At 72.4% G+C, this 21,610-nt stretch carries 22 protein-coding genes; 11 read left to right on the top strand and 11 right to left on the bottom strand.

The genetic code is table 11. The annotated features are described in order from the left end of the window. Positions 1-86: 86 nt before the first annotated feature. From mnhG to DEJ31_RS14850, 7 genes are all read right to left on the bottom strand, one after another. The gene (gene mnhG / locus DEJ31_RS14880; RefSeq protein WP_111122240.1) at positions 87-452 is read right to left on the bottom strand and encodes a monovalent cation/H(+) antiporter subunit G; all 366 of its coding nucleotides are present in this window, start codon (positions 450-452) and stop codon (positions 87-89) included. Next, positions 449-844, bottom strand: a complete 396-nt coding sequence (locus tag DEJ31_RS14875; protein WP_181421579.1) for a sodium:proton antiporter — start codon at positions 842-844, stop codon at positions 449-451. The genes mnhG and DEJ31_RS14875 overlap by 4 nt, the downstream gene beginning before the upstream one ends. Beyond that, positions 841-1,422, bottom strand: a complete 582-nt coding sequence (locus DEJ31_RS14870; RefSeq protein WP_110903861.1) for a Na+/H+ antiporter subunit E — start codon at positions 1,420-1,422, stop codon at positions 841-843. Before DEJ31_RS14870 ends, DEJ31_RS14875 begins: the two co-directional genes overlap by 4 nt. Then, positions 1,419-3,152, bottom strand: a complete 1,734-nt coding sequence (locus DEJ31_RS14865) for a Na+/H+ antiporter subunit D (RefSeq protein WP_111122239.1) — start codon at positions 3,150-3,152, stop codon at positions 1,419-1,421. Before DEJ31_RS14865 ends, DEJ31_RS14870 begins: the two co-directional genes overlap by 4 nt. Beyond that, positions 3,149-3,631, bottom strand: a complete 483-nt coding sequence (locus tag DEJ31_RS14860) for a Na(+)/H(+) antiporter subunit C (RefSeq protein WP_111122238.1) — start codon at positions 3,629-3,631, stop codon at positions 3,149-3,151. Before DEJ31_RS14860 ends, DEJ31_RS14865 begins: the two co-directional genes overlap by 4 nt. Continuing rightward, positions 3,628-6,498 carry a Na+/H+ antiporter subunit A gene (locus tag DEJ31_RS14855; protein ID WP_111122237.1) on the bottom strand — a complete coding sequence of 957 codons (2,871 nt, stop codon included), beginning with the start codon at positions 6,496-6,498 and terminating at the stop codon, positions 3,628-3,630. Before DEJ31_RS14855 ends, DEJ31_RS14860 begins: the two co-directional genes overlap by 4 nt. Positions 6,499-6,662: 164 nt before the next feature. After that, a complete protein-coding gene (locus DEJ31_RS14850) occupies positions 6,663-7,466 on the bottom strand; it encodes an SDR family NAD(P)-dependent oxidoreductase (protein WP_111122236.1) in 804 nt (267 codons plus the stop codon). A gap of 52 nt (positions 7,467-7,518) precedes the next feature. Between DEJ31_RS14850 and DEJ31_RS14845 the strand changes: the two genes are divergently transcribed. The 5 genes from DEJ31_RS14845 (at position 7,519) to DEJ31_RS14825 (ending at position 11,999) form a co-directional block, all read left to right on the top strand. Beyond that, a complete protein-coding gene (locus tag DEJ31_RS14845) occupies positions 7,519-8,139 on the top strand; it encodes an SDR family oxidoreductase (protein ID WP_111122235.1) in 621 nt (206 codons plus the stop codon). A 73-nt stretch (positions 8,140-8,212) separates the two neighbouring features. Continuing rightward, positions 8,213-8,836: a DedA family protein gene (locus DEJ31_RS14840; protein ID WP_111122234.1), complete on the top strand. Its 624-nt coding sequence runs from the start codon at positions 8,213-8,215 to the stop codon at positions 8,834-8,836. Between the two features lie 69 nt (positions 8,837-8,905). After that, entirely contained in the window at positions 8,906-9,808 is a 903-nt protein-coding gene (locus DEJ31_RS14835; protein WP_258366327.1) for an SMP-30/gluconolactonase/LRE family protein, read from the top strand. A 17-nt stretch (positions 9,809-9,825) separates the two neighbouring features. Then, positions 9,826-10,977, top strand: a complete 1,152-nt coding sequence (gene rlmC, locus DEJ31_RS14830) for a 23S rRNA (uracil(747)-C(5))-methyltransferase RlmC (protein WP_111122232.1) — start codon at positions 9,826-9,828, stop codon at positions 10,975-10,977. A 335-nt stretch (positions 10,978-11,312) separates the two neighbouring features. Beyond that, positions 11,313-11,999 (top strand): transglycosylase family protein, encoded by a 687-nt coding sequence (locus DEJ31_RS14825; protein WP_111044597.1) that lies wholly within the window; start codon positions 11,313-11,315, stop codon positions 11,997-11,999. Between the two features lie 127 nt (positions 12,000-12,126). On the opposite strand, the gene DEJ31_RS14820 is transcribed toward DEJ31_RS14825, so the two are convergent. Beyond that, entirely contained in the window at positions 12,127-13,146 is a 1,020-nt protein-coding gene (locus tag DEJ31_RS14820) for an LCP family protein (protein ID WP_111122231.1), read from the bottom strand. A 76-nt stretch (positions 13,147-13,222) separates the two neighbouring features. Next, a complete protein-coding gene (locus tag DEJ31_RS14815; protein ID WP_111122230.1) occupies positions 13,223-13,642 on the bottom strand; it encodes a MarR family winged helix-turn-helix transcriptional regulator in 420 nt (139 codons plus the stop codon). 86 nt (positions 13,643-13,728) lie between these two features. On the opposite strand from DEJ31_RS14815, the gene DEJ31_RS14810 reads away from it, so the two are divergent. Next, positions 13,729-15,864 carry an efflux RND transporter permease subunit gene (locus DEJ31_RS14810; protein ID WP_111122229.1) on the top strand — a complete coding sequence of 712 codons (2,136 nt, stop codon included), beginning with the start codon at positions 13,729-13,731 and terminating at the stop codon, positions 15,862-15,864. Positions 15,865-15,876: 12 nt separating this feature from the next. Beyond that, positions 15,877-16,527, top strand: coding sequence for a GntR family transcriptional regulator (locus tag DEJ31_RS14805; protein ID WP_110903849.1), 651 nt, complete (start codon positions 15,877-15,879; stop codon positions 16,525-16,527). 12 nt (positions 16,528-16,539) lie between these two features. Here the strand turns inward: DEJ31_RS14805 and DEJ31_RS14800 are convergent, their stop codons facing one another. Next, positions 16,540-17,376, bottom strand: a complete 837-nt coding sequence (locus tag DEJ31_RS14800; protein ID WP_181421578.1) for a YdcF family protein — start codon at positions 17,374-17,376, stop codon at positions 16,540-16,542. Between the two features lie 137 nt (positions 17,377-17,513). On the opposite strand from DEJ31_RS14800, the gene DEJ31_RS14795 reads away from it, so the two are divergent. Genes DEJ31_RS14795 through DEJ31_RS14785 form a run of 3 tightly spaced genes read left to right on the top strand, consistent with a single transcriptional unit; the run spans position 17,514 to position 20,473 of the window. Further along, complete coding sequence (locus DEJ31_RS14795) at positions 17,514-19,019, top strand: LCP family protein (RefSeq protein ID WP_258366326.1); 1,506 nt, start codon at positions 17,514-17,516, stop codon at positions 19,017-19,019. Between the two features lie 60 nt (positions 19,020-19,079). After that, the gene (locus tag DEJ31_RS14790) at positions 19,080-19,694 is read left to right on the top strand and encodes a sigma-70 family RNA polymerase sigma factor (protein WP_181421576.1); all 615 of its coding nucleotides are present in this window, start codon (positions 19,080-19,082) and stop codon (positions 19,692-19,694) included. Then, a complete protein-coding gene (locus DEJ31_RS14785) occupies positions 19,691-20,473 on the top strand; it encodes an endonuclease/exonuclease/phosphatase family protein (RefSeq protein WP_111044492.1) in 783 nt (260 codons plus the stop codon). The genes DEJ31_RS14790 and DEJ31_RS14785 overlap by 4 nt, the downstream gene beginning before the upstream one ends. Positions 20,474-20,476: 3 nt before the next feature. On the opposite strand, the gene DEJ31_RS14780 is transcribed toward DEJ31_RS14785, so the two are convergent. Further along, positions 20,477-21,220 (bottom strand): hypothetical protein, encoded by a 744-nt coding sequence (locus DEJ31_RS14780; RefSeq protein WP_146240644.1) that lies wholly within the window; start codon positions 21,218-21,220, stop codon positions 20,477-20,479. 136 nt (positions 21,221-21,356) lie between these two features. On the opposite strand from DEJ31_RS14780, the gene DEJ31_RS16965 reads away from it, so the two are divergent. Beyond that, the gene (locus DEJ31_RS16965) at positions 21,357-21,563 is read left to right on the top strand and encodes a hypothetical protein (RefSeq protein WP_111044494.1); all 207 of its coding nucleotides are present in this window, start codon (positions 21,357-21,359) and stop codon (positions 21,561-21,563) included. The last annotated feature ends 47 nt before the right edge of the window (positions 21,564-21,610 follow it).

The raw sequence follows: 21,610 nt of genomic DNA, 5'->3' as shown, positions 1-21,610 counted from the left end.
GCGGGCTGGGCATCGACCCCCTGGCCATCCGGGGGGGTGGGACGGACCGCGTCGAGTGGGAGCCGGGAGGCCTTCGACGTGATCTGTCACGTCTCGGTGTCGTCGACCAGCAGGTCCTCGTGCCGGTAGTCGCCCGAGCGCAGTCCAGCGCGGGCGATCATGTGCGTCGACACCGGCACGAGTGCGAGCTGGAACACCATCGCCGGGATCACCATCCACAGCACGGACCAGGTCCACACCGCGACGACGACAGCCGCCAGGCAGCAGGCGAGACCGAGGACCTGCGGCTTCGACATCGCGTGCAGTCGGACCAGCGGGTCGGGGAACCGGACGATGCCGATCGCCGCGCCGAGCGACAGCGCAGCCCCGACGAGCAGCAGCGCGAGGGCGATCCACGCCCGGATGCCGGCGTCGTCGAGGAATGCCTGGAGAATGTCCGTCATCTCGGTCATCGCTGCCCTCCCGCGCTGTGATCGGGCTCGTCCTGACCGCCGACCGCGGCCTCTCCGTCTGCTGCCTGCACGGCGTGCTCCGGGGTGGTCGCGTCCATGCCCTCGTCGTCCGGGTCGGTCGACGGGGTGACCGCGCGCGCGACGGCGACGGTCGCGAAGACGCTCGTCGCGGCGATCACGACGAGCACCGGCACGGCACTCGCGTCCTGGCGGACGACGATCGACGCGGCGATCACGAGCAGGACGGTGGTGAGCACCATGTCGGACCCGATCATCCGGTCGAGGATGGTGGGGCCGCGGACGATCCGGCCGACCGCGAGGACCAGGGTCGCGCCGAGCAACGCCAGGACCAGGGCGATCCCGACCGCCATGACGACGACGGCGGCGCTCACCGGACCACCTCGGGCAGCGGTTCGGACAGCTCGGAGACGTCCTGCGCTGAGCCGATCGCACGGATCACGAGCGCCTCGATCCGGTGCGCTTCGCGTCGGGCGGCGTCCACCTGCTCGATGCGCTCGGTGTCGAGCACGTGGAGGAGCAGGCGTCGGCGGCGCAGGTCCTCGTCGATGACGTAGGAGCCGGGGACGAGTGAGATCGCGATGGTGGACAGCGTGAAGGTCATCTCCGACGTGGTGTGCAGTTGGACGAGGACGATCGAGCTCGTCCGGACCCCTCGTGGCCGGACCGCGACCCAGGCGACCCGGAACGACGCGAGCACGACGTACCCCGCCCAGACGAGCAGGAACCAGACGACGTGCACGATCGAGAACCGTGCCGACAGCGGGACCGGCGGCAGCGGCAGCGACTGGGTGACGAGCAGCGCGACGACGACGCCGCAGAGCAACGTGAGCGGTGTCCAGTTCCCCCAGAGCAGCGCCCACAGCACCGTGAGCCCGGTGACGAGCGGCACGTCGTAGCGCCACGCCAGCGCCATCCGGCGGGCGTTCGTGAAGCGTCGGGCGTCGGTCATCGCGCCTCACCCCCGAGCACGGCCTGCACGTAGCGGTCGGGCGACTCGAGGGACTCGGCGGCGCGGGTCGCGTACCCGTAGAGCGGCCCGGCGAGGACGGTGAGGGCGACCGACCCGAGGACGGCGATGGTGGTCACGACGACGAGCATCGGTGGCAGCTTCGCCCGGGCGTGCTCGGTCGACGGTGCGTCGCCGTGGTCGTGGGCGTCCGACCGCGTCGGGTCGTCGAGCGTCGCGACCGAGCCGTCGCCGGCCGGGGCGCGGACGACCGCAGCCGACGCACCGGTGTCGGACGGGCCTCCTGTCCGGCCCTCGGTCTCCGTCTCGGGGACCGTGACCGGCGCGGGTTCCGGCGAACGCAGGTGCTCGTGCGGCTCGGCGACACTGGCGTGCGGGGCGGCGGCCTCGGCGGCGGGCTCGGGGCGCCAGAAGGCCGCATCCCAGACGCGCATCAGCGCGTACAGGGTCAGGAGGCTCGTCACGACCCCGGCGCCGATCGTCACGTACGCGAGTGGCGAGCCGTCCTCGGCCGCGGCCCGGAACAGGCCGAGCTTGCCGATGAAGCCGGAGAACGGCGGGATGCCGCCGAGGTTGAACGCCGGGATCAGGTACAGCGCGGCGAGCAGGGGCGCCGCCTTGAGGAGGCCGCCGAGGGAGCGCGTCGAGGTCGTGCCGCCGACCCGCTCCATGAGGCCGGAGACGAGGAACAGGGTGGTCTGCACGACGATGTGGTGCACCGTGTAGAAGACCGCCGCGGCGGTGCCGGCCACCGACCCGAGGCCGATGCCCATCACCATGAAGCCGATGTGGCTGATGAGCGTGAAGGACAGCAGTCGTTTCACGTCGGTCTGCGACACCGCGCCGAGCACCCCGACCACCATCGTCAGCACCGCCACCACGAGCAGGACCGAGTTCAGTTGGGGTCTCGGGAAGATGATCGTCTCGAGTCGGATGATCGCGTAGATGCCGACCTTCGTGAGCAGACCCGCGAACACCGCGGTGACCGGTGCGGGGGCGGTCGGGTACGAATCCGGCAGCCAGAACGCCAGTGGGAACACGGCCGCCTTGATGCCGAACCCGATGAGCAGCATCGTGTGCAGCAGCAGTTGCACGTGCTCCGGCAGGTCGGCCATCCGCTCGCTGATCTGAGCGATGTTCACGGTGCCGGTCGCGCCGTAGACCAGGCCGATGGCGGCGAGGAAGATCGACGACGCGATCAGGCTCGTCACGATGTAGGTGGTTCCGGCGCGGACCCGCTGCACACTGCCGCCGACGGTGATGAGCACGTAGCTCGCCACCAGGAGCATCTCGAACGCCACGTACAGGTTGAACAGGTCGCCGGCGATGAACGAGTCGAGCACGCCCGCCGCCAGCACCAGGTAGGTCGGGTAGAAGATCGTGACCGGGGCGTCCTCGTCGTCGTCGGCCAGGCCCTGCCCGATGGAGAACAGCAGGACGACGAGCAGCACCGAACTCGACACCGTCAGGAGCAGGGCGCTCAGCCGGTCGACGACCAGTGAGATGCCGTACGGGGCCTGCCAGCCGCCGACCTGCACGACGATGGTGCCGTGCCGGTCGACCAGGACCATGAGCGTGACGGCGACCGCGACCGCGATGACGAGCACCGCGACCGTGATGGCGCGCTGCAGCTGCTGGTGGCGGAGGAGTCCGAGGGCGACGGCGGCGCCGAGGAGCGGGACGAGGACCAGGAGCGGGACGAGGGAGGTCACGGTGCGGGCCTGCTCTCGGTCGGGTGTGGGGCCGTTTCGTGCGGGTCGTCCGCGTCCTCGGGGGACTTCGGGTCGTACCGTCGGGGGCTGTCGTCCTCGGCGAGCTCGGGGTCGTCGTCGGCGGGGTCGGCGCGGTCGGTGCGGATCGCGACGTCGGCCTCGTCCACCTCGACCTCGTCCGCACGCGACAGCCGCCAGGAGCGGTGGATGAGGGCCAGCAGGAACGCGCTGACCGCGAAGGTGATGACGATCGCGGTGAGGGCGAACGCCTGGGGCAGCGGGTCCGTGATCCCCTCGGCGGACTTGCCGATCGGCGGGTCACCGGCCGCGCCGGACATCGTCAGCAGCAGCAGGTTCAGGGAGTTGCCGAGGAGCAGGAACCCGAGCAGCATCCGGGTCAGGGAGCGTTCGAGGAGCAGGTAGACGCCGCACGAGAACAGCACGGCCATCGCGATGACGAGGACGAGGGTGACGGTCATGCGGGTCCCTCCTGGGTGTCGGCGGTGGGGACGCGGCGGTCCTCGAGACGCTGTCGGTCGACCTCGGCCCCGAGCGAGCGGAGCACGTCGAGCACGAGTCCGACGACGACCAGGTACACGCCGATGTCGAAGAACGTGGCGGTGACGAACTCGACGTGGCCGAGGAGCGGGACGGTGGCCTCGAAGAACTCGGAGTACAGGGCGTCCTTGCCGAAGAACATCGGCGTGATCGCGGTGATGCCGGCCGTGGCGACCCCGAGGCCGAGCAGTCGCCCGGCACGGATCGGTGCCGCGGCCCCGAGTTCCGCCGGGCCCCCGGCCAGGTACCGGGCGGCGAGGGCGACACCGGCGACGAGACCGCCCGCGAAGCCACCACCGGCCGAGTTGTGTCCGGCGAAGAGCAGGTAGACCGACAGCACGACGAGCCCGTGGAACAGCAGGCGGACGACGATGTCGAGCAGTGCCGAGCGTCCGGTCGGGATCGCGGCGCTCGTCGGCAGCCAGGCCCGCGGCTCGCCGTCGGCCCGGTCGTCACCGCTCGCGACCGAGGCCGGCATGTCCCGGAGTCGCGGCAGGGTGTCTTCCCGCGACCGCACGAAGATCAGGCTCGCGACACCGGTCGCCGCGGCCACGACGACGGTCAGCTCGCCCAGGGTGTCCCAGCCGCGCAGGTCGACGAGGGCGACGTTGACGACGTTGAGGCCGTGCCCGAAGGAGCTGGTCAGCGCCGGCAGGTCGGGCCAGAGCGGCTCGGCGGTGCGGGCGGACGCGGCGACGACGACCACGATCGCCAGGGTCAGGCCGGCGAGGGCGGCGAACAGTGCCCGGAGCACCCGGAAGCGCGACGGGTTGGCGGTGCCGATGCGCGGGGGCAGGCGACGCAGCACGAGGACGAACGCGATCAGGGTCACGGTCTCGACGACGAGCTGGGTGAGCGCGAGGTCGACGGCGCCGTGCAGCAGGAACAGGATCGCGGTGCCGTACCCGGTCACGCCGACCAGGACGGCTGCGGCGAACCGGGTCTTCGCGGCCAGGACGGCGATCGCGGCCATCGCCATCACGACGACGACGGGCAGCTGGCCCCAGGTGTCGGCGAACCGGATGTGGAAGGCCCAGGGGCCTCCGACGACCAGGTTGGCGAGGGCACCGGCGACGAACACCGACAGGATCACGGTCAGGTAGTAGGGCAGCGAACCGCGCTGCAGGCTGGCGGTCAGCCAGGTCGCGAACCGGTCGAGCCCGCGCATCATCCGTCGGTAGTTCGCGGACGCCGAGGGTGAGCCGGCCAGGCGGTGTTGCACGGCCTCGACCCGGGCGCGGAACAGGAACAGGAGGCCACCGCCGACCAGGGTCAGGGCGGAGATGCCGAGTGCCGGCTCGAACCCGTGCCAGAGCGCCAGGTGCGGGACCTCGCCGGTACCGTGCCGCGCGGCCGTGGCGGCGGACTCGAAGCCGTGCGCGACGAACGGGGTCGCGAGCCCGAGGACGAGCCCCGCGACGCCGAGCACCGTGGGAACGACCCAGAGCCCGTGCAGCGCGTGCGGGTCGGTCTGGGCGACCCCGGACTTGCGGGCGAAGGTCCCCCAGAAGAAGCGGCACGAGTAGGCGACGGTCAGGACCGAACCGATCGTGACACCGACGAGTGCGACCCAGCCCCACCCGGCGTCGGTTCCGTGCAGTTCCTCGAGGAAGCCGCCGAGCACGACCTCCTTCGCGACGAAGCCGATGAACGGCGGGATGCCGGCCATCGACGCCAGCGCGAGCACCGCGACGGCGGCGAGCCCGGGCAGACGGCGTCCGACACCGCTGAGCTTCCAGAGGTCCCGGGTCCCGGCGACGTGGTCGACCGTGCCGACGACCAGGAACAGCGTGGACTTGAACGTGGCGTGGGCGACGAGCAGCACCACCCCACCGAGGGCGATCTCCGGCACGCCCCACCCGGCGGCGAGCACCAGGAACCCGAGCTGGGCGACCGTGCCGTACGCGAGCAGCAGCTTGAGGTCGGTCTGCCGCAGGGCCCGGTACCCGCCGACGAGCATGCCGAGCACCCCGAGCACCGTGATCGTCTCGCGCCAGCCGTCGAGCAGCGCGAAGGCCGGGGCCAGCCGGGCGACCAGGTAGATGCCGGCCTTCACCATCGCGGCGGCGTGCAGGTAGGCGCTGACCGGGGTCGGCGCGGCCATCGCGGCGGGCAGCCAGAAGTGGAACGGCACGATCGCAGACTTCGTCAGCGCACCGACCAGGACGAGCATGACGGACACCGAGACGGCCGTGCCGGTCGGGGGAGCGGCGATGATCCCGGACAGCGACGTGGTGCCGGCGGCGACCGAGATCACGACGAGCCCGGCGAGCATCGCGAGCCCACCGGCGGTGGTGACGACGAGGGCCTGCATGGCCGCGGCCCGGCTGGCCCGCTTCACGGCGTCGTGCCCGATGAGCAGGTAGGAGAAGACCGTCGTGGCCTCCCACAGGACGAACAGCACGATGACGTCGTCCGCGATCACCAGGCCGTACATCGACCCGGCGAAGGCGGTCAGGACGCCGGCGAACCGACCGAGCCCGGGCTCGTCGTCGGAGAAGTACGAGGCGCAGTAGACGAGCACGAGCGCGCCGACCACGGTGACCACGAGGGCGAGCACCCACGACAGGGCGTCCACCCGGAACGCCAGGTCGAGTGCGAGCTGTGGGATCCAGCGCACGCGTTCCGTGACGCCGTCGCCGAGTGCCGGAGCGGTCTGGGTCAGGGTGAGGACCGCGGCAGCGGTGGGGGCGAGGGCGGCGACGAAGAAGACGCGACGCCCCAGCAGGGGAGTGAGTGCGGAGACGACGAGTGCGATGACGCCGAACGCGATGAGGACGGTGAACACAGGGGCACCTCCTCGGGGGTCGGGCTGCAGTCCGGCTCTCTTGGCACCTCACAGCCTACGGAGAGCCGCATGCGCAGATCCTGTGCGAGCGGACAGGGTCCGCCGCGATGGTCCAGACTGCCTCCGACTCCGCCCGCTCGCGGAGGCGACCGCCCGGGTCCGGATCAGCCCTCGTACGCCCGCGACGGGATCTGGGTCGCGAGCTTGCCGCCCGACACGTCGAGCAGCGTCCCCGTGACGTACCCGGCCAGGTCGCTCGCCAGGAAGAGCAGCACGTCCGCCACGTCGTCCGGCGTCTCCCACCGCCGGATCGACAGCGTGTCGAGCAGCCGGTCCTGTGCGGCGGCCGGCATGGTCGCGAAGCCGTTCATCGCGGTCGGCACCATCCCCGGCGCGTACGCGTTGACGGTGATGCCCCACGGCCCCAGCTCGGATGCCAGGACCCGGGTGAACTGCACGACCGCCGCCTTCGACGCCGCGTAGGCCGCGCTCCCCACGCTCGGCACGATCGCCGCGAAGGACGCCGCGTTGATGATCCGGCCGCGCCCCGCCCGCTGCATGACGGGCGCCACCGCCTGGCTCATGAGGAAGGTGCCGCCGAGGTTCACGTCCATGCACCGTCGCCAGGCGTCCCACTCCAGGTCCACCACCCGCCCCTCGACGTTGATCCCTGCGTTGTTGACGAGGACGTCGACGGTGCCGTGCCGGGCCACCACCTCGTCCACGGCGTCGCGCACCGACTCCGGGTCGGTGACGTCGCAGGCGAGCACCTCGAGCGGGTGGGCGGCGTCCGGGACGCTGGGCGGGCCTCCCGGCTGGTCGTCCGCCGCGCGGTCCGCGAGCGCCACCGCCAGGTCGAGCGCGACCACGTGCGCGCCCTCGAGGCGGAACCGCTCCGCGATGGTCCGGCCGATCCCGCGGGCGGCGCCGGTGACGACCACCACTCGGTCGCTGAGGTCGAGGTGCATCGGTCGCTCCTTCGGGGCGTCCGTCGACGCCGACGCGTCTACTGTCCCACCCATGACGGACGACGGCACGGCAGACCAGCGCACGACGGACCAGCCGGCGACGGACGACCGCGTCCTGTGGGTCACGGGCGGCGGCAGCGGCATGGGGGCCGCGGTCGCGCAGGTGGCGGCACGGTCGGGCTGGAGGCTTGTCCTCAGCGGGCGTCGCACCGACCGTCTCGACACGGTCGCCGCCGGCATCCGCGCCGCGGGCGGCACCGCGGACGTCCTGCCCCTCGACGCCACCGACCCGGACGCCGTCACCACGGCCCGCGACACCCTCCTCGGACGGCACGGTCGGATCGACGGGCTCGTCCTGTCGGCCGGGCTGAACTCCCCACGGCGGCGGTGGGACGACCAGTCGATGACCGACCTCCGGGCTGTGATCGACACGAACCTGACCGCGGTGGTGCAGGTCGTCGACGCGGCGCATCACGGCGTCCGGGCCACACACCTCTGCCCGGGGGACGTCGCGACGGACTTCCTCGACCAGCGCCCGAGCGTGCCGGACGCCGCGGCACGTGCCGTGATGCTCACGCCGGAGGACGTCAGCCGTGCCGTCGGGTTCGTGCTGTCCGCCCCGGCGCACGTGCGGATCGACGAGCTCGTGCTCTCCCCGGTGTCACAGCGCTGAGCGCGCGCGGTCCGGCGCAGGACCTGGGATGATCGACAGCGGTGCGTCCGACTCGTGCCGTGGAGGGTGACCGGTGGACGCAGCAGAACAGGTGGTGCTGCAGCTCGTCGGCACCCCGTGGGCGTTCCTGGTCGTCAGCCTGGTGCTCGCCGTCGGCAGCATCGCGGTCTTCCTGCCCAGCCAGGCGATGGTCGTCGCGATCGGCACGCTCCTGGTCGGCGGTGACGGCGGACTCCTGCCCGTGCTGCTCCTGATCGTCGCGGCCACGATCGGCATGGTGCTCGGCGACCTCGCGCTCTACCAGCTGGCCCGGTCGGTCGACCTCGGCTCGAGGTCCTGGTTCGCGCGGCCGAAGATCAGGAAGGCGCGGGAGGCCATCGACGAGCGCTACCGCGCCGCCCCCGGTCGCATCGCCGTCCTCGGGAGGTTCATCCCGATGGGCCGCCTCACCACGAACCTCGTCGGCGCCGACAGCGGTCTGGACGTCCGGCGCTTCCTGCTCAGCTGCGCGCTCGCCGACGTCGTCTGGGCCGCCTACTGCGTCGGGATCGCTGCGGCGACCGGGCACTGGAGTCGGGACCAGCCGTTCCTCGTGACCGTGCTGGCCGTGGTGGCGTCGATCCTGCTCGGGTTCGGCATCTCCGCGGTCGAGAAGGCCCTGCGGCGACGGAGCGCGGCGGCCGCCGCGGCGGTCTGATCCGTCGGGGTCGCCGGCGAACCGGGGTGCGCGCGCACTAGCGTGGTCGCACCGTTCGAAGGAGAACCCGTGCCGAGCCTCACCGACCTCGTCCCCGACCCCACCGCGCTCGAGACCCTGCACACCGGCAGCACCTGGGCCGAGGGACCGTGCTGGATCCCGGCCACCAGGACGCTCCGGTGGTCGGACATCCCCGAAGACCGCATCCTGCAGTGGTCCGCCACGGACGGCACGGTGTCGGTGTACGCCGACGGGGTCGAGTTCACCAACGGCCGGACCCTCGACCCCGACGGTTCGGTGGTGCAGTGCTCGCACGGACACCGGCGGGTCGAGCGTGACCGGGACGGCGTCGTCACGCCGATCACGACGGGGTGGGGTGCGGTCGCCTACAACTCCCCGAACGACGTCGTCGTCGCCCGCGACGGCAGCGTCTGGTTCACCGACCCGGCCTACGGCATCACGCAGCCGCGCGAAGGCCACCCCGGGGAGCGGGAGTACGGCGACCACTGGGTGTTCCGCTGCGGCCCGGCCGGCGAGGACCTGCGCCCGGTCGTCCTCGACGTCGACGAACCGAACGGGCTCGCGTTCTCGCCCGACGAGCGCGTCCTGTACGTGGCGAGCTCGGACGGCGACCGCCCGGTGATCCGCGCCTACGACGTCGTCACCGACGCTCCGGCGGCGTCCGGGGTGCCCGGGGTGCGGGTGAAGAACGGCCGCGACCTGGTGCGCTTCGCACCGGGCGAGGGTGTGCCGGACGGTCTCCGCGTCGATGAGGACGGCCGGATCTGGACCTCCGCCGCGGTCGGGGTGTTCGTGTACACGCCGGACGGCACCCGGATCGGGACCGTCCCGGTGCCCGAGGTCGTCGCGAACCTGTGCTTCGGCGGCGACGACGGCCGCGACCTCTTCGTCACCGCGACGACCTCGGTGCACCGTATCCGGACGACCACCCGGGACGCTGCCCGCCGCTGACGTATCCTGACTCGGCCATGCAGTGCGACTACTTCGACCGCGGGGTCTGCCGGTCGTGCACCCTGATGGGTCAGCCATACGGAGACCAGGTCCTCGACAAGGAGCTCCGCACCCGCGAACTCCTGCACGACGCCGTCGACGCCGCGGGTGGCCCGGGGACGGTCGAGTGGCTCCCGGCGATCACCAGCCCCGAGTCCGGCTACCGCAACAAGGCGAAGATGGTCGTCGGCGGCACCGCGCAGCAACCCACCGTCGGGATCCTCGACGAGCGGCAGCGCGGGGTCGACCTGCGGCACTGCGGCATCTGCACGCCGGGCATCCAGCGGGCGCTCCCGGTCCTGGCCGACTTCATCGCCTCCGCCGGACTGATGCCGTACGACGTCCGACAGCGCCGCGGCGAGTTGAAGTACGTGCTCGTCACCGAGTCGCCGGACGGCGAGCTGATGGTCCGGTTCGTCCTCCGGAGCGAGGGGCAGCTGCCACGCCTGCGGGACCGGCTCGGCGACCTGCACCGGGTCCTGCCGCAGGCCGTCGTCGTCACCGCGAACCTGCTGCCCGAGCACAAGGCCGTGACCGAGGGGGACCGGGAGGTCGTCCTCACCGAGCAGCAGACCCTGCCGATGCGCCTGGGGCCGGTGACGATGCACCTGCGCCCGCAGAGCTTCTTCCAGACGAACACCACCGTCGCGACCCAGCTGTACGCGCAGGCGTCGGAGTGGATCGACGAGGTCGGTCCGGCCTCGATGTGGGACCTGTACTGCGGTGTCGGCGGGTTCGCCCTGCACGCAGCACGCCCGGGTCGCGCGGTCACCGGCATCGAGACCAGTCGTGAGGCGATCGTGTCCGCCAAGCAGTCCGCCCGCGAGGCCGGCCTGACCGACGTCCGCTTCGCCGCCGACGACGCGACCGCCCACGCCCTGCGCGCCCGGCCCGGCACCACCCCCGAACTCGTCGTCGTCAACCCGCCCCGACGCGGCATCGGCGCAGAGCTCGCCGGGTGGTTGGAGACGTCCGAGGTCCAGCACGTCGTGTACTCCAGTTGCAACCCCGTGACGCTCGCACGCGACCTCGCGGTGATGCCGTCGTTCCGCCTGCGACGGGTGCGCGTGCTCGACATGTTCCCGCAGACGGGGCACCTCGAGGCCGTCACGCTGCTCTCGCGGGGCTGACGGACGGGAGGCGGCTCGCGGTGCCGCCACGGGCCTCCCGTCCGTCCTCGGTCGCTCGGATCCGCGATTGCCAGGGAATTCGGAAGGTCGTGTACCCGGGTACGCCCGATCGCCGCGCCCATGGGCATCGAGACGTTCAGGTTCGCGGCGGGGTACATAGCACTACTGGGTAGAACCGTTGGTCTCAGTTTGATAACGAGCATGGATTTCCTATGGTGGCCCACCGTGACGCCGGCGCGGAGGCTGCCCCCGGTGACACCATCAGACTGACCGCGATCGGTCGGGGTGGGCAGCCGGCGTCGGGAACGACGATGCGACCCCGGTGGAGCAACGACATGAAGAACCACACCCGAACCCGCGCCCTCGTCGGCGGACTCGCCTTCGCCGGCATCGCCGCCACGGGCGTCGGTCTCGCAGCTGCACCGGCCAGTGCGGCCGACGGCTCGACCTGGGACGCCCTGGCAGCCTGCGAGTCCAGTGGCAACTGGGCCACGAACACCGGCAACGGCTACTACGGCGGACTGCAGTTCTCGCAGAGCACCTGGGCCGCCAACGGTGGCACCGGCAGCCCGGCCGGTGCGAGCCGCGCGACGCAGATCGCCGTGGCCGAGAACGTCCTCGCCTCGCAGGGCTGGGGCGCCTGGCCCGCGTGCTCCGCGAAGCTCGGCCTGAGCGGCACGAGCGGCGCGGCCCCCGCCCCGGTCGCCCAGCAGGCGGCTCCGGCACCGGCTCCGCAGGCTGCTGCCCCGGCGGCACCGGCCCGTCAGGCTGCGCCGGCACCGCAGGCGGCGGCCCCGAAGGCCGTCGCGAGCACGCCGGCACCGTCGGCGACCGCGACCAAGCCCGCCGCCGTGCCGACCAGCGGCAAGACGTACAAGGTGGTCTCGGGCGACACGCTCGACACCATCGCGACGAAGCTCGGCGTCGAGGGTGGCTGGAAGCAGCTGTGGGCGGCGAACACGTCGACCGTGGACGACGCGAACCTCATCTACGCGGGACAGACCCTGCAGCTCCCGGCCTGACGCTCAGCGTCTCGCGCCGATCGGAAGCGCCCCACGACCTCGGTCGTGGGGCGCTCCGTCGTCCGGGCGGAGGGGGCGCCCGGAGTCATGGGCCCTCCGTGGGTCGTGGGACCTCCGGAGGCGCAGGTCATCCGGACGGGTGCGTCGCGAGCCAGTCCGAGAGGTCGTCGGAGCGCAGCGCGATCGACAGGCTGGAGACGGCGGAACGGTCGACCCGCACGTACGACTGACCGTCGTCACTGGTGCCGCCGCCGGCCGACGGCAGCGTCGTGGTGGCCAGGTCACCCGCGCGGAAGTCCCGGAGCGACCACCCGAGTCCGACGAGTCTCGAGAAGTCCAGGCCGGGGTCCACGGAGAGGTACTCGCTGGTCGAGGACACGAACTGCCGAATCCTGCCCGGGCTCGTCAGGGTGTCCTCGGACAGGACCCGCTGGACGAGGGCCCGCATGAACGCCTGCTGGTTCCGCACCCTGGTGTGGTCGGCATCGGCGAAGGCGTAGCGCTCCCGGACGAAGGCGAGGGCCGCGGCGCCGTCCAGGTGGTTCGGGCCGACCGTGAAGTGGTGCCCCCGCGCGTCGAACGCGGTCGACGAGTCGACGGTGACGCCACCCAGTGCGTCGGTCATGCCGGCGAACCCGGCGAAGTCGATCTCGGCGACGTGGTCGATCCGGACATCGAGGAGCTGCTCGACGGTCTGCACGGTGAGTGGGGCGCCTCCCCAGGCGTAGGCGGCGTTGATCTTCGCCTCGCCGTGGCCCGGGACGTCGACCCAGGTGTCGCGGAGGATGGACAGGAGGGTGATGTCCTGCCGATCGGCCGGGATGTGCGCGAGCATCAGTGTGTCGGATCGTCTGCCGGAGACGCGATCACCGTCAGGGTCCTCGTGTGCCCGCGAGTCCGACCCGATGAGCAGGACGTCGACCGCGTCGCCGTGCTCGGACGGGCGTGTGCCACCGGGGAAGGGGTCCTCGAGCACGGTCCGGCCGGCGTCGTACCGCTGCGCAAGGCCGCCGATGAACGTGGCGGCGACGACGGCGAGCACCGCGGCGACGGCGGTGAGCGAGCCGACCGTCACGACGAGGGCGACGAGGAACGGCCGTCGGCGTCGTGCGGAACGGGCGGATCGGGCGGCGCGGCGGCCGGACATGCGGGCTCCCTGGCATCAGGTCGGCCCTGATGCCGACCCTCCCAGCGTGTCACATCCTGCATATCAGACGCAAGTGTCACCGTGCGGGAGACGCACCCCTCGAGTTGGCCAGGATGGCCCCGAGCCGGGCGCGGAGCTCCGGGTCGTCCGGCAGGACCTCGCGCTCGATGTGCCGGGCGGTGTCCCACATCTCCCGCCCGTGGTCGGTGACGGTCACGAGTCGCCGGCGGCCGTCCTCCGGGTGCGGGCTGCGCTCGATCATCCCGTCGCGTTCGAGTCGCTCGAGGGTGCGGGACATCGTCTGCGGCTGCACCCGGGCGGTGCGGGCGATGACATCGGCGCCGGTCGGGCCGTTCCGCAGGGCGATGTCGAGCGCGATGAGGGCGGCGTGCTGCAGTCCGATGGCCCGGAGGCGCTCGTCCCACTCCCGTTCCACCGCGCGGGAAGCGGCGGCGAGCAGGCGTCCGATCGGCCACTGCGCGGACTGGTCCTCCATGGTCCGAGTCTACGGTGGGGCTGACGACGTGCCTGGTGCGGAGCGGAAGTGATCAGCATGCTGACGATCCGTGTACGCTCGCCGACGTGTCCCGCTCCCTCCGCATCGTGGTCCCCGCGCTCGTCGTCCTCGTCTGGCTCGTCGTCGCCTCGGTCGGCGGCCCCTTCTTCGGCCGCATCTCCGAGGTCTCCACGAACGACCAGACCTCGTTCCTGCCGGCCTCGGCCGACGCCACCGCGGTGCAGGACCGCAGCAGCGACTTCCGGGACGCCGGCGGGGCGCCGGCCGTCATCGTGCTCGAGCGGGACGGCGGCCTGACGGCGGCCGACACCGCCGCTGCCGGCCGCATCGCCGACGCCCTCGGTGACCGGCACGACATCGACCAGGTCAGCCCGGTCATCCCGAGCGAGGACGGCGACGCCGCCGAGGTCGTCGCCACGCTGACCGCCTCCGCCGAGACCGGGGACGCGGTCGCCGCCATCCGTGCGGACGTGGACGACGCCCTGCCGGACGGGCTGCAGGGGTACGTCACCGGCCCGGCGGGCTTCACCGCCGACCTGACCGAGGCGTTCGCCGGCATCGACGGCCTGCTGCTCGGGGTCGCGCTGATCGCGGTGCTCGTCATCCTGATCGTCGTCTACCGCTCGCCGCTGCTGCCGTTCCTGGTGCTCGCCACCGCCGTGTTCGCCCTGACCGCGTCGATCCTCGTCGTCTGGGCACTCGCGAAGGCCGGCGTCGTCACCGTGAACGGGCAGGTGCAGGGCATCCTCTCGATCCTGGTGATCGGCGCCGCGACCGACTACGCGCTCCTCTACACGTCCCGGTACCGCGAGGCCCTCCGCGACCACCGGGCCGGATGGGACGCCACCAGGGCCGCGCTCCGCGGCAGCCTCGAGCCGGTCATCGCCTCGGGCGGCACGGTCATCGTCGGCGTGCTGTGCCTGCTGCTCTCGGACCTCAACTCGAACAAGGCGCTCGGCCCGGTGGCCGCGATCGGCATCGCGTTCAGCGTGCTCGCCGCCCTCACCCTGCTGCCCGCGCTGCTCCTCTGCTTCCGCCGGGCCGCGTTCTGGCCGCTCAGGCCGACGTTCGGCAGCGCCCACCCGGTCCTCACCGGCCCGGATGCCCGGGGGCTCTGGGCCCGCGTCGGCCGGCTCGTCGGCCGGCGCTCCCGGACGGTCTGGATCGTGTGCACCGTGGGCCTCCTGGCGATGGGCACGGGCCTGCTCGGCCTCCGGGCGGACGGGGTGCCGCAGAGCGAGCTGGTGATCGGGCAGTCGCAGGCGCGCGATGGTCAGACCGTGCTGGCCGACCACTTCCCCGGCGGTTCCGGCAGCCCCGCCCTCGTGCTCGGCGACGCCGACCGGATCGACGAGCTCGCCGACGCGGTCACGGGTGTGGACGGGGTCGACGGCGTCACCGCGGCGGCCGAGGACTCGCCCTCCGGCACCACGACGGTCGGCGCGGGCGCCACCACGAGCACGACGCCCGGAGCCCCGGCCGCCGACCCCACCGTGTCACGGGGTCAGGTGCTCCTCGAGGCGACCCTCGCCGACCCGGCGGACTCCGGCGCGGCCGAGCGGACCGTCCGCGAACTCCGCACCGCGGTCGAGCGCGTCGACCCGGGCGCCCGTGTCGGCGGGGTGACCGCGACGGCGATCGACACCGACGACACCGGCATCCGCGACCGGACGCTCATCATCCCCGTCGTGCTCGCGGTGATCCTGCTCATCCTCATGCTGCTGCTCCGGAGCATCGTCACGCCGCTCGTCCTCATCGGCAGCGTCATCGTGTCCTTCGCGGCCGCGCTCGGCGTCGGCGCGCTCGTCTTCGACCACCTGTTCCACTTCCCCGGCGCGGACCCGTCGGTACCGCTGTTCTCGTTCGTGTTCCTGGTGGCGCTCGGCGTGGACTACAACATCTTCCTCATGACCCGGGTGCGCGAGGAGACCCTCCGGCACGGTCCCCGCGAGGGCGTGCTGCGCGGGCTCGGGGCCACCGGCGGGGTGATCACGTCCGCCGGCGTGGTGCTCGCGGCCACCTTCGCGGCCCTCGGCGTGATCCCGATCCTCTTCCTCGTGCAGATGGCCTTCGTCGTCGCGTTCGGCGTGCTGCTCGACACCGTGGTGGTCCGCTCGCTGCTCGTCCCGGCGCTCGTCCTCGACCTCGGCCGCCGGGCCTGGTGGCCGTCGCGCCTCTCGCGCCGACCGCGTGACATGTGACACGCTGACCGCATGCCCGTTCCCGCCACGCAGCCCGCCGCCGAGCGCAAGCTCCTCCGCGACACCGTCCAGGACAAGATCCGCGACGCGATCATGGACGGCACGCTGGAGCCCGGTGAGCGCCTGAACGACGACGACCTGATCGCCTGGCTCGGTGTCTCCCGCACCCCGATCCGTGAAGCGCTCGCCGAACTGGCCCGCGCCGGGCTCATCGAGATGGCGCCGAACCGGTACACCCGGGTCGCGGCACCGACGGCGGCCGAAGTACTCGACGCGTACCAGACGCTCGGCGTGATCTACGGCGGCGTGGTGCGGCTGGCGGTCCCGCGCTTCACCCACGCCGAGCGCCGCGAGGTCGTGGCGACGCTCGACCAGGTGCTCACCCGTCTGGGCGAGGGTGAGCAGGCCGCGCTGGCGCACGACGGCGCCGACGTCTACGCGATGTGGGCCGACGCATGCGGCAACGCCTCGCTCGCGCAGCTGTGCCGGTCGACGACCGACGGCCTGTCCTACAAGCTCCGCGTGCCCGAGATCGCCGAGGTCGTCCCCGTCGAGGCCGTCACGCCCCACATCGCGGACCTCCGCGACGCCGTGCGCGCTGGTGACCCGATCGCCGCCGAGCTCGCCATGGAGGCCGTGCACCTGCTGCCCGGACGCGACTGAGCCCCTGGCGCGTCAGGCCGGCAGCATCCCCGTCGCCAGCCCCGCGCCCCACAGCACCACGATCGCGGCCAGCGCTCCGAGGTGCCACCAGCCGTGCATCACGAGCACGGCCGCGAACTCGCGGAGGAACGCGCTCGGCACCGACTGCCGCGCGGTCGGCGCCCCGAGCACCCGGGCGTCCAAGCCCGTACGACGCGCCGTCATCGCCGTGCGCATCACGTGGTAGTCGTTCGTGACGACGAGCGTCCGGCCGTCGACCCCGGCGTCGCGCAGGACCTCGTGCGAGAAGCGGAGGTTCTCGCGGGTGTTCGTCGACCGGGTCTCGCGGCGCACGAGCTCCGCCGGCACACCGTGGGCGACGAGGTACTCCGCCATCGCGTCGGCTTCGGTGCGGTCCTCGTCGTCACCCTGTCCGCCGGAGGGCACCACGATCGGGGTGCGGCCAGCGGCGACGGACCGGTGGAACACCTCGAGCGTCCGGTCCAACCGCGAACGCAGCATCGGCGAGACCGCGCCGTGCACGAGCCCGCAGCCGAGGACGACGAGCGATTCGGCCTCCTCCGTGACCCGGACGTGGCCGTAGGTCAGGGCGGCGCCGAGGAAGACGAGGAACACCAGTGCCAGGTAGCCCGCCAGCGCCAGCACCAGGACGAGCAGGGCGGTGCTCACCGTCGTGCCGACCGCCGCGAGCACCGCGACGAGGACCCCGAGCGCCAGGACGGCGAGGCCGGCGACCAGCGCGAGGAGGCGGGTCAGGCTCCGCGCACCCCGTCGGAAGGCCCGGACGCCGTTCACCAGCAGAGGCACCGCCACGGCGGCGCAGCAGACGGCGGCGACGGTCAGGAACACCCGACCGACAGTACGGGGCATCCATGGGTGGACGGCGGCGGGTGCGCCGGCCCGCCTCCGGGCCTCCCGGCCGGTGCGTACAGGTCGTCCAGGCGGAATCCATGTCATCCGTGCGCTCCACGGTTATGGTTCTCCCCGTGACGAACGCACCCGAGGAGACCAGGCCGCGCCGGGCCGATCGCGCCGTGCCGCCCCGCCACGGACGCCGCAAGCGCCACTGGGGAGTCGTCTTCCCCGCGCTCGCCGGGGTCCTCACCATGGCCGTGCTGCTGAGCGGCGGGTACGCCGCGTACGCGTACAACCGCCTGGCCAGCAGCGTCACGAAGGTCGACGCCATCGGCAGTGCACCGCCCGCGAAGGACGACGTCGACGGCCGAGCGATGAACATCCTGCTGGTCGGCGACGACCACCGGCCGGACAACGCGACGCCGGAGGAGATGGCGGAGCTCAACACCCAGTCCGACGGTGGGGCGACGAACACCGACACGATGATCGTGCTGCACATCGCCGCGGACGGTCGGAGCGCGACGATGATCTCGTTCCCACGTGACTCGTACGTCGACATCCCGGGCGTCGGCAAGGGCAAGCTCAACAGCGCGTTCTCGTACGGCACCATGAACGGCGGCGGCGACACCGGCGGTGCGAAGAAGCTCATCGCGACCATCCAGGGCCTCAGCGGGCTGACGATCGACCACTACGTCCGTGTCTCGCTGCTCGGGTTCTACGAGATCGTCAAGCAACTCGGGCCGGTGAACGTCTGCCTGAACCAGGCCGTCCAGGACGACTACTCGGGCGTGGACCTGCCGGCCGGTGTCTCGGAGCTCGACGCCTCGCAGGCCCTGTCGTTCGTCCGGCAGCGCCACGGTCTGCCGAACGGCGACCTGGACCGTCAGGTCCGGCAGCAGTACTTCCTGTCGCAGGAGGCGCGGAAGATCCTGTCCGCCGGCACACTGCTGAACCCGGTGAAGACCACGAACATCATCGACGCGATCGGCAGCTCGGTGGAGACCGACCAGGGGCTCGACATGCTGACCCTGGCGCGGCAGATGAGCAACCTGCGCCCGTCGAACATCAAGTCGGCGACCATCCCGATCCTCGGCACCCCGACCATCTACCCGAACGGTTCGGCGCTGTCGATCGTCGAGGTCGACACCGCCGGCATGCCCGCGTTCGTCCAGGGGCTCGTCGGGGAACCGCCGGCGTACACGACGGCGACGGCGGCTGCCGCCGGCTCCGTCACGGTGACGGTCTCGAACGGCAGCGGTGTCACCGGTGCTGCGGCGGCCGCCTCGACGGTCCTCGCCGGCCGGGGCTTCCAGGTCGGTGCCCCCGGTTCCTCGGCCACGACGGCGGCGACGATGGTGCAGTACCCGGCCGGCATGGAGGCGCAGGCCAAGGCACTGGTCGCCGTCGTGCCCGGCGCGGTGCCGGTCCAGAGCACCGCCGTGCAGGGGGTCACCCTGGTGCTCGGCACGGACGGCAAGACCCCGCAGGCGGCCGCGCAGCCGGGTACCGAGACACCTGCCCCCGCCGAGCCGTCGAAGGAGGCCACGGCCCCGAAGCCGACGAAGGAGGCCACGGAGCCGAGCCCGTCGTCGACCGCCGTGCACGAGTACGGCCAAGAGGGCGTCTGCATCAACTGAGCGGCGTGACGTGCCGGGTCGTCCCGCTGCTGTCCAGACTGGCATGTCACATTGCACGGTGTGGACGAGGAGTTGCGCCGACGACGGGACGAGGAACGCGCGCTGCTGCTGCGGGTCGCCGCGGGGGACCGGGAGGCCTTCCGCCGGATCGACGAACGGTTCCGACCGCTCGTGCTGCAGGTCGTCCGTCGGCAGCTGCGCGACGACTGGCTGGCCGAGGACGTCACGCAGGACGTGATGCTCGAGGTCTGGCGACTCGCACCGCGGTACGACCCGGCACACCCGGCGATCGCCTGGATCCGGACCATCGCGACCCGGCGGGCGGTCGACCGGGTCCGGAAGGCCCAGGCGGACCGCGACCGGGACCGGCGCGTGGGGATCCGCGACCACGAGGACGTCGACCACGGTGCTCTCGACCGCGCCGAGTCGGTGCTCGACCGGATGGCCCTGCGTCGGGCGCTCGAGGCGCTGCCGGAGCGACAGCGCCACGCGGTGGCCCTCCGCTACCTGGCCGACCTGACCGGGCCCGAGCTCGGTCGGGTGCTCGGCGTCCCCACCGGCACGGCGAAGTCCCGGGCCCGCGACGGCGTGCTGACGCTCCGGCGGACGCTGGTCGGTCCGGCAGGCGAAGGCAGCGGAGGCTCCGGGGGCCGCGCGGGTAGGTTCGACGGGTGACCAGCACCGCACGCCCGATCACCCTCATGACCTACAACATCAAGAACCCGGACCCGGTGCACGACTGGCCTGCCCGACTGCCGGTGGTCCTCGACGTCATCCGCCGTCACGATCCTGACCTGCTCTGCGTGCAGGAGGCCTTCGACCACCAGATGGACGCCCTCCGCGCGGGCCTGCCGGACCACGACGCCGTCGGCCAGGGGCGCGAGGGCGGCACCGCGGGCGAGCACGCCGCGGTGTTCTACCGACGCGACCGGTTCCGGCCCGTCGAGTCCGGCTCGTTCTGGCTGTCGGACACCCCCGACGAGCCCGTCTCGAACACCTGGGACAGCCTGTACCCGCGGATCGCGAACCACGCGCGGTTCCTCGATGCCGAGGGCCCTGCCTTCACCCTGCTGACGACCCACATGGACCACGAGCAGGGCCCGCACGGCGACGAGGTCCGCCGACTCAGCGCATCGCTCATCGTGCAGCGACTGTCCGTGGTCGACGGTCCGGTGCTCTTCGCGGGGGACTGCAACGAGCCGGCGGGGTCCGGTGCGGCCTCGCAGGTGTTCGCGGACGCCGGGTACACCGACGCATGGACGGTGGCGGGGGACCCGGACGACCACACGGCGTCCTACAACGACTGGCAGCCTCCGGTGGCGACCGGGGAGCGCATCGACTGGGTGTTCACGCGTGACGTCGCCGGAGTCGATCGGGTGCAGATCGACCACGACGGGCCGGAGACCTGGTTCGCGAGCGACCACTTCCCGGTGATCGCGACGATCCGGGTCTGAGACTCAGCAGCCGCGGGCGGGGCGGATCGGCATCGGCGAGCCGATCACGGTGACGGTGGATTCGTCGGTCAGGACCGAGACCCCGTTGGCGCCGTGGCCCGAGCGTTCGTCGTCGTCGGACCAGCCGCGCTCGAGCAGCAGCTGCCACGCCTGGGCGTCGTCCGACCCGAGCGACTCACGCTCGCTCTTCGACGCGTCGTCGATCTGCTGGGAGACGTCGTCGCCGACCCGGACCCCGTGCGGGCCGGAGAGCTCGATGACGGCGCCGAGACGGGACCGGACGTGGTCGCGGAGCACCCGGACCTCGACCCGGTTGCCGGCCCTGCCGGGCTGGGACAGGGCGGCGACGCGGATCGCACCGCCCCACGTCGAGGTCGTGCTGGCCGGGACGCACCGGCCGGCGTCGCCGACGGCGGTCTGCGTCCGGGCGGGGGTGCCGAGGATGCGGTTGAGCACCCCGACGGTGTGCTTGGCGTCCCGCATGGAGACGGTGGTGACGGTGCGGTCGTCGGCACGGAGGACGATCGACTCGGCGCGGAGCTCGACCGCGTCGACGGACTTCAGGGCAGCGGCGGACACCGGGCGCCACGTGGGCACTGGATCGGCCGTGCGGGTCGCCGACGCACTGGGCTCAGCGGCCGCGGCACGGTCGGCGTCCTGGCCGGACCAGTGGTCGACCGCAGCGCCGTTGCCCACCACGAGGGCGAGCGCCACGGCGCTGATCGTCAACACGGTCCTGGGAGTCACTCGCTCGACCGTAGCCGCACCTCCTGCAGCGGGCGACAGGTGTTACCGAAACGGTTCCGCACCGTCACCGGACCGTGACATTCCCGGAACGCGGGTCCGGGGCCGGTACGGGGTCGCCCCGGGTAGCGTCGGCCCCATGGCGGAGTACGTGGTGGACAGTAGCGGAGACAGCGTGGCGCACGGCGTCGACCTGATCGACGGCGACGAACCGGCTGTGCGGATGATCGTCCACGGCGACCTGCCGTCGACGATCGACCACGACGGCCGGACCTGGGCCCGCACCGGCGATGCCGAGGACCAGGGCGAGGACGCCCCGCCGATCGCGGTCTACCGACTGGTCTGAGCGGTCGTCCGGACCGGTCCACGCAGCATCAGCCGGACTGCGCGGCG

This window comes from Curtobacterium sp. MCPF17_031 (assembly GCF_003234035.1).
Taxonomy (GTDB): Bacteria; Actinomycetota; Actinomycetes; order Actinomycetales; family Microbacteriaceae; genus Curtobacterium.
The sequence above is the reverse complement of the archived record's forward strand: the minus strand, read 5'-3'. Positions and strand labels throughout refer to the sequence as shown.

Coding starts and splice junctions, on each gene's coding strand:
- DEJ31_RS14815 (WP_111122230.1), bottom strand. CDS start 13,642: ATGGAGGACCAGTCCGCGCAGTGGCCGATCGGACGCCTGCTCGCCGCC.
- DEJ31_RS14850 (WP_111122236.1), bottom strand. CDS start 7,466: ATGCACCTCGACCTCAGCGACCGAGTGGTGGTCGTCACCGGCGCCGCC.
- DEJ31_RS16965 (WP_111044494.1), top strand. CDS start 21,357: ATGGCGGAGTACGTGGTGGACAGTAGCGGAGACAGCGTGGCGCACGGC.
- DEJ31_RS14805 (WP_110903849.1), top strand. CDS start 15,877: ATGCCCGTTCCCGCCACGCAGCCCGCCGCCGAGCGCAAGCTCCTCCGC.
- rlmC (WP_111122232.1), top strand. CDS start 9,826: ATGCAGTGCGACTACTTCGACCGCGGGGTCTGCCGGTCGTGCACCCTG.
- mnhG (WP_111122240.1), bottom strand. CDS start 452: ATGACCGAGATGACGGACATTCTCCAGGCATTCCTCGACGACGCCGGC.
- DEJ31_RS14870 (WP_110903861.1), bottom strand. CDS start 1,422: ATGACCGACGCCCGACGCTTCACGAACGCCCGCCGGATGGCGCTGGCG.
- DEJ31_RS14845 (WP_111122235.1), top strand. CDS start 7,519: ATGACGGACGACGGCACGGCAGACCAGCGCACGACGGACCAGCCGGCG.
- DEJ31_RS14860 (WP_111122238.1), bottom strand. CDS start 3,631: ATGACCGTCACCCTCGTCCTCGTCATCGCGATGGCCGTGCTGTTCTCG.
- DEJ31_RS14825 (WP_111044597.1), top strand. CDS start 11,313: ATGAAGAACCACACCCGAACCCGCGCCCTCGTCGGCGGACTCGCCTTC.
- DEJ31_RS14820 (WP_111122231.1), bottom strand. CDS start 13,146: ATGTCCGGCCGCCGCGCCGCCCGATCCGCCCGTTCCGCACGACGCCGA.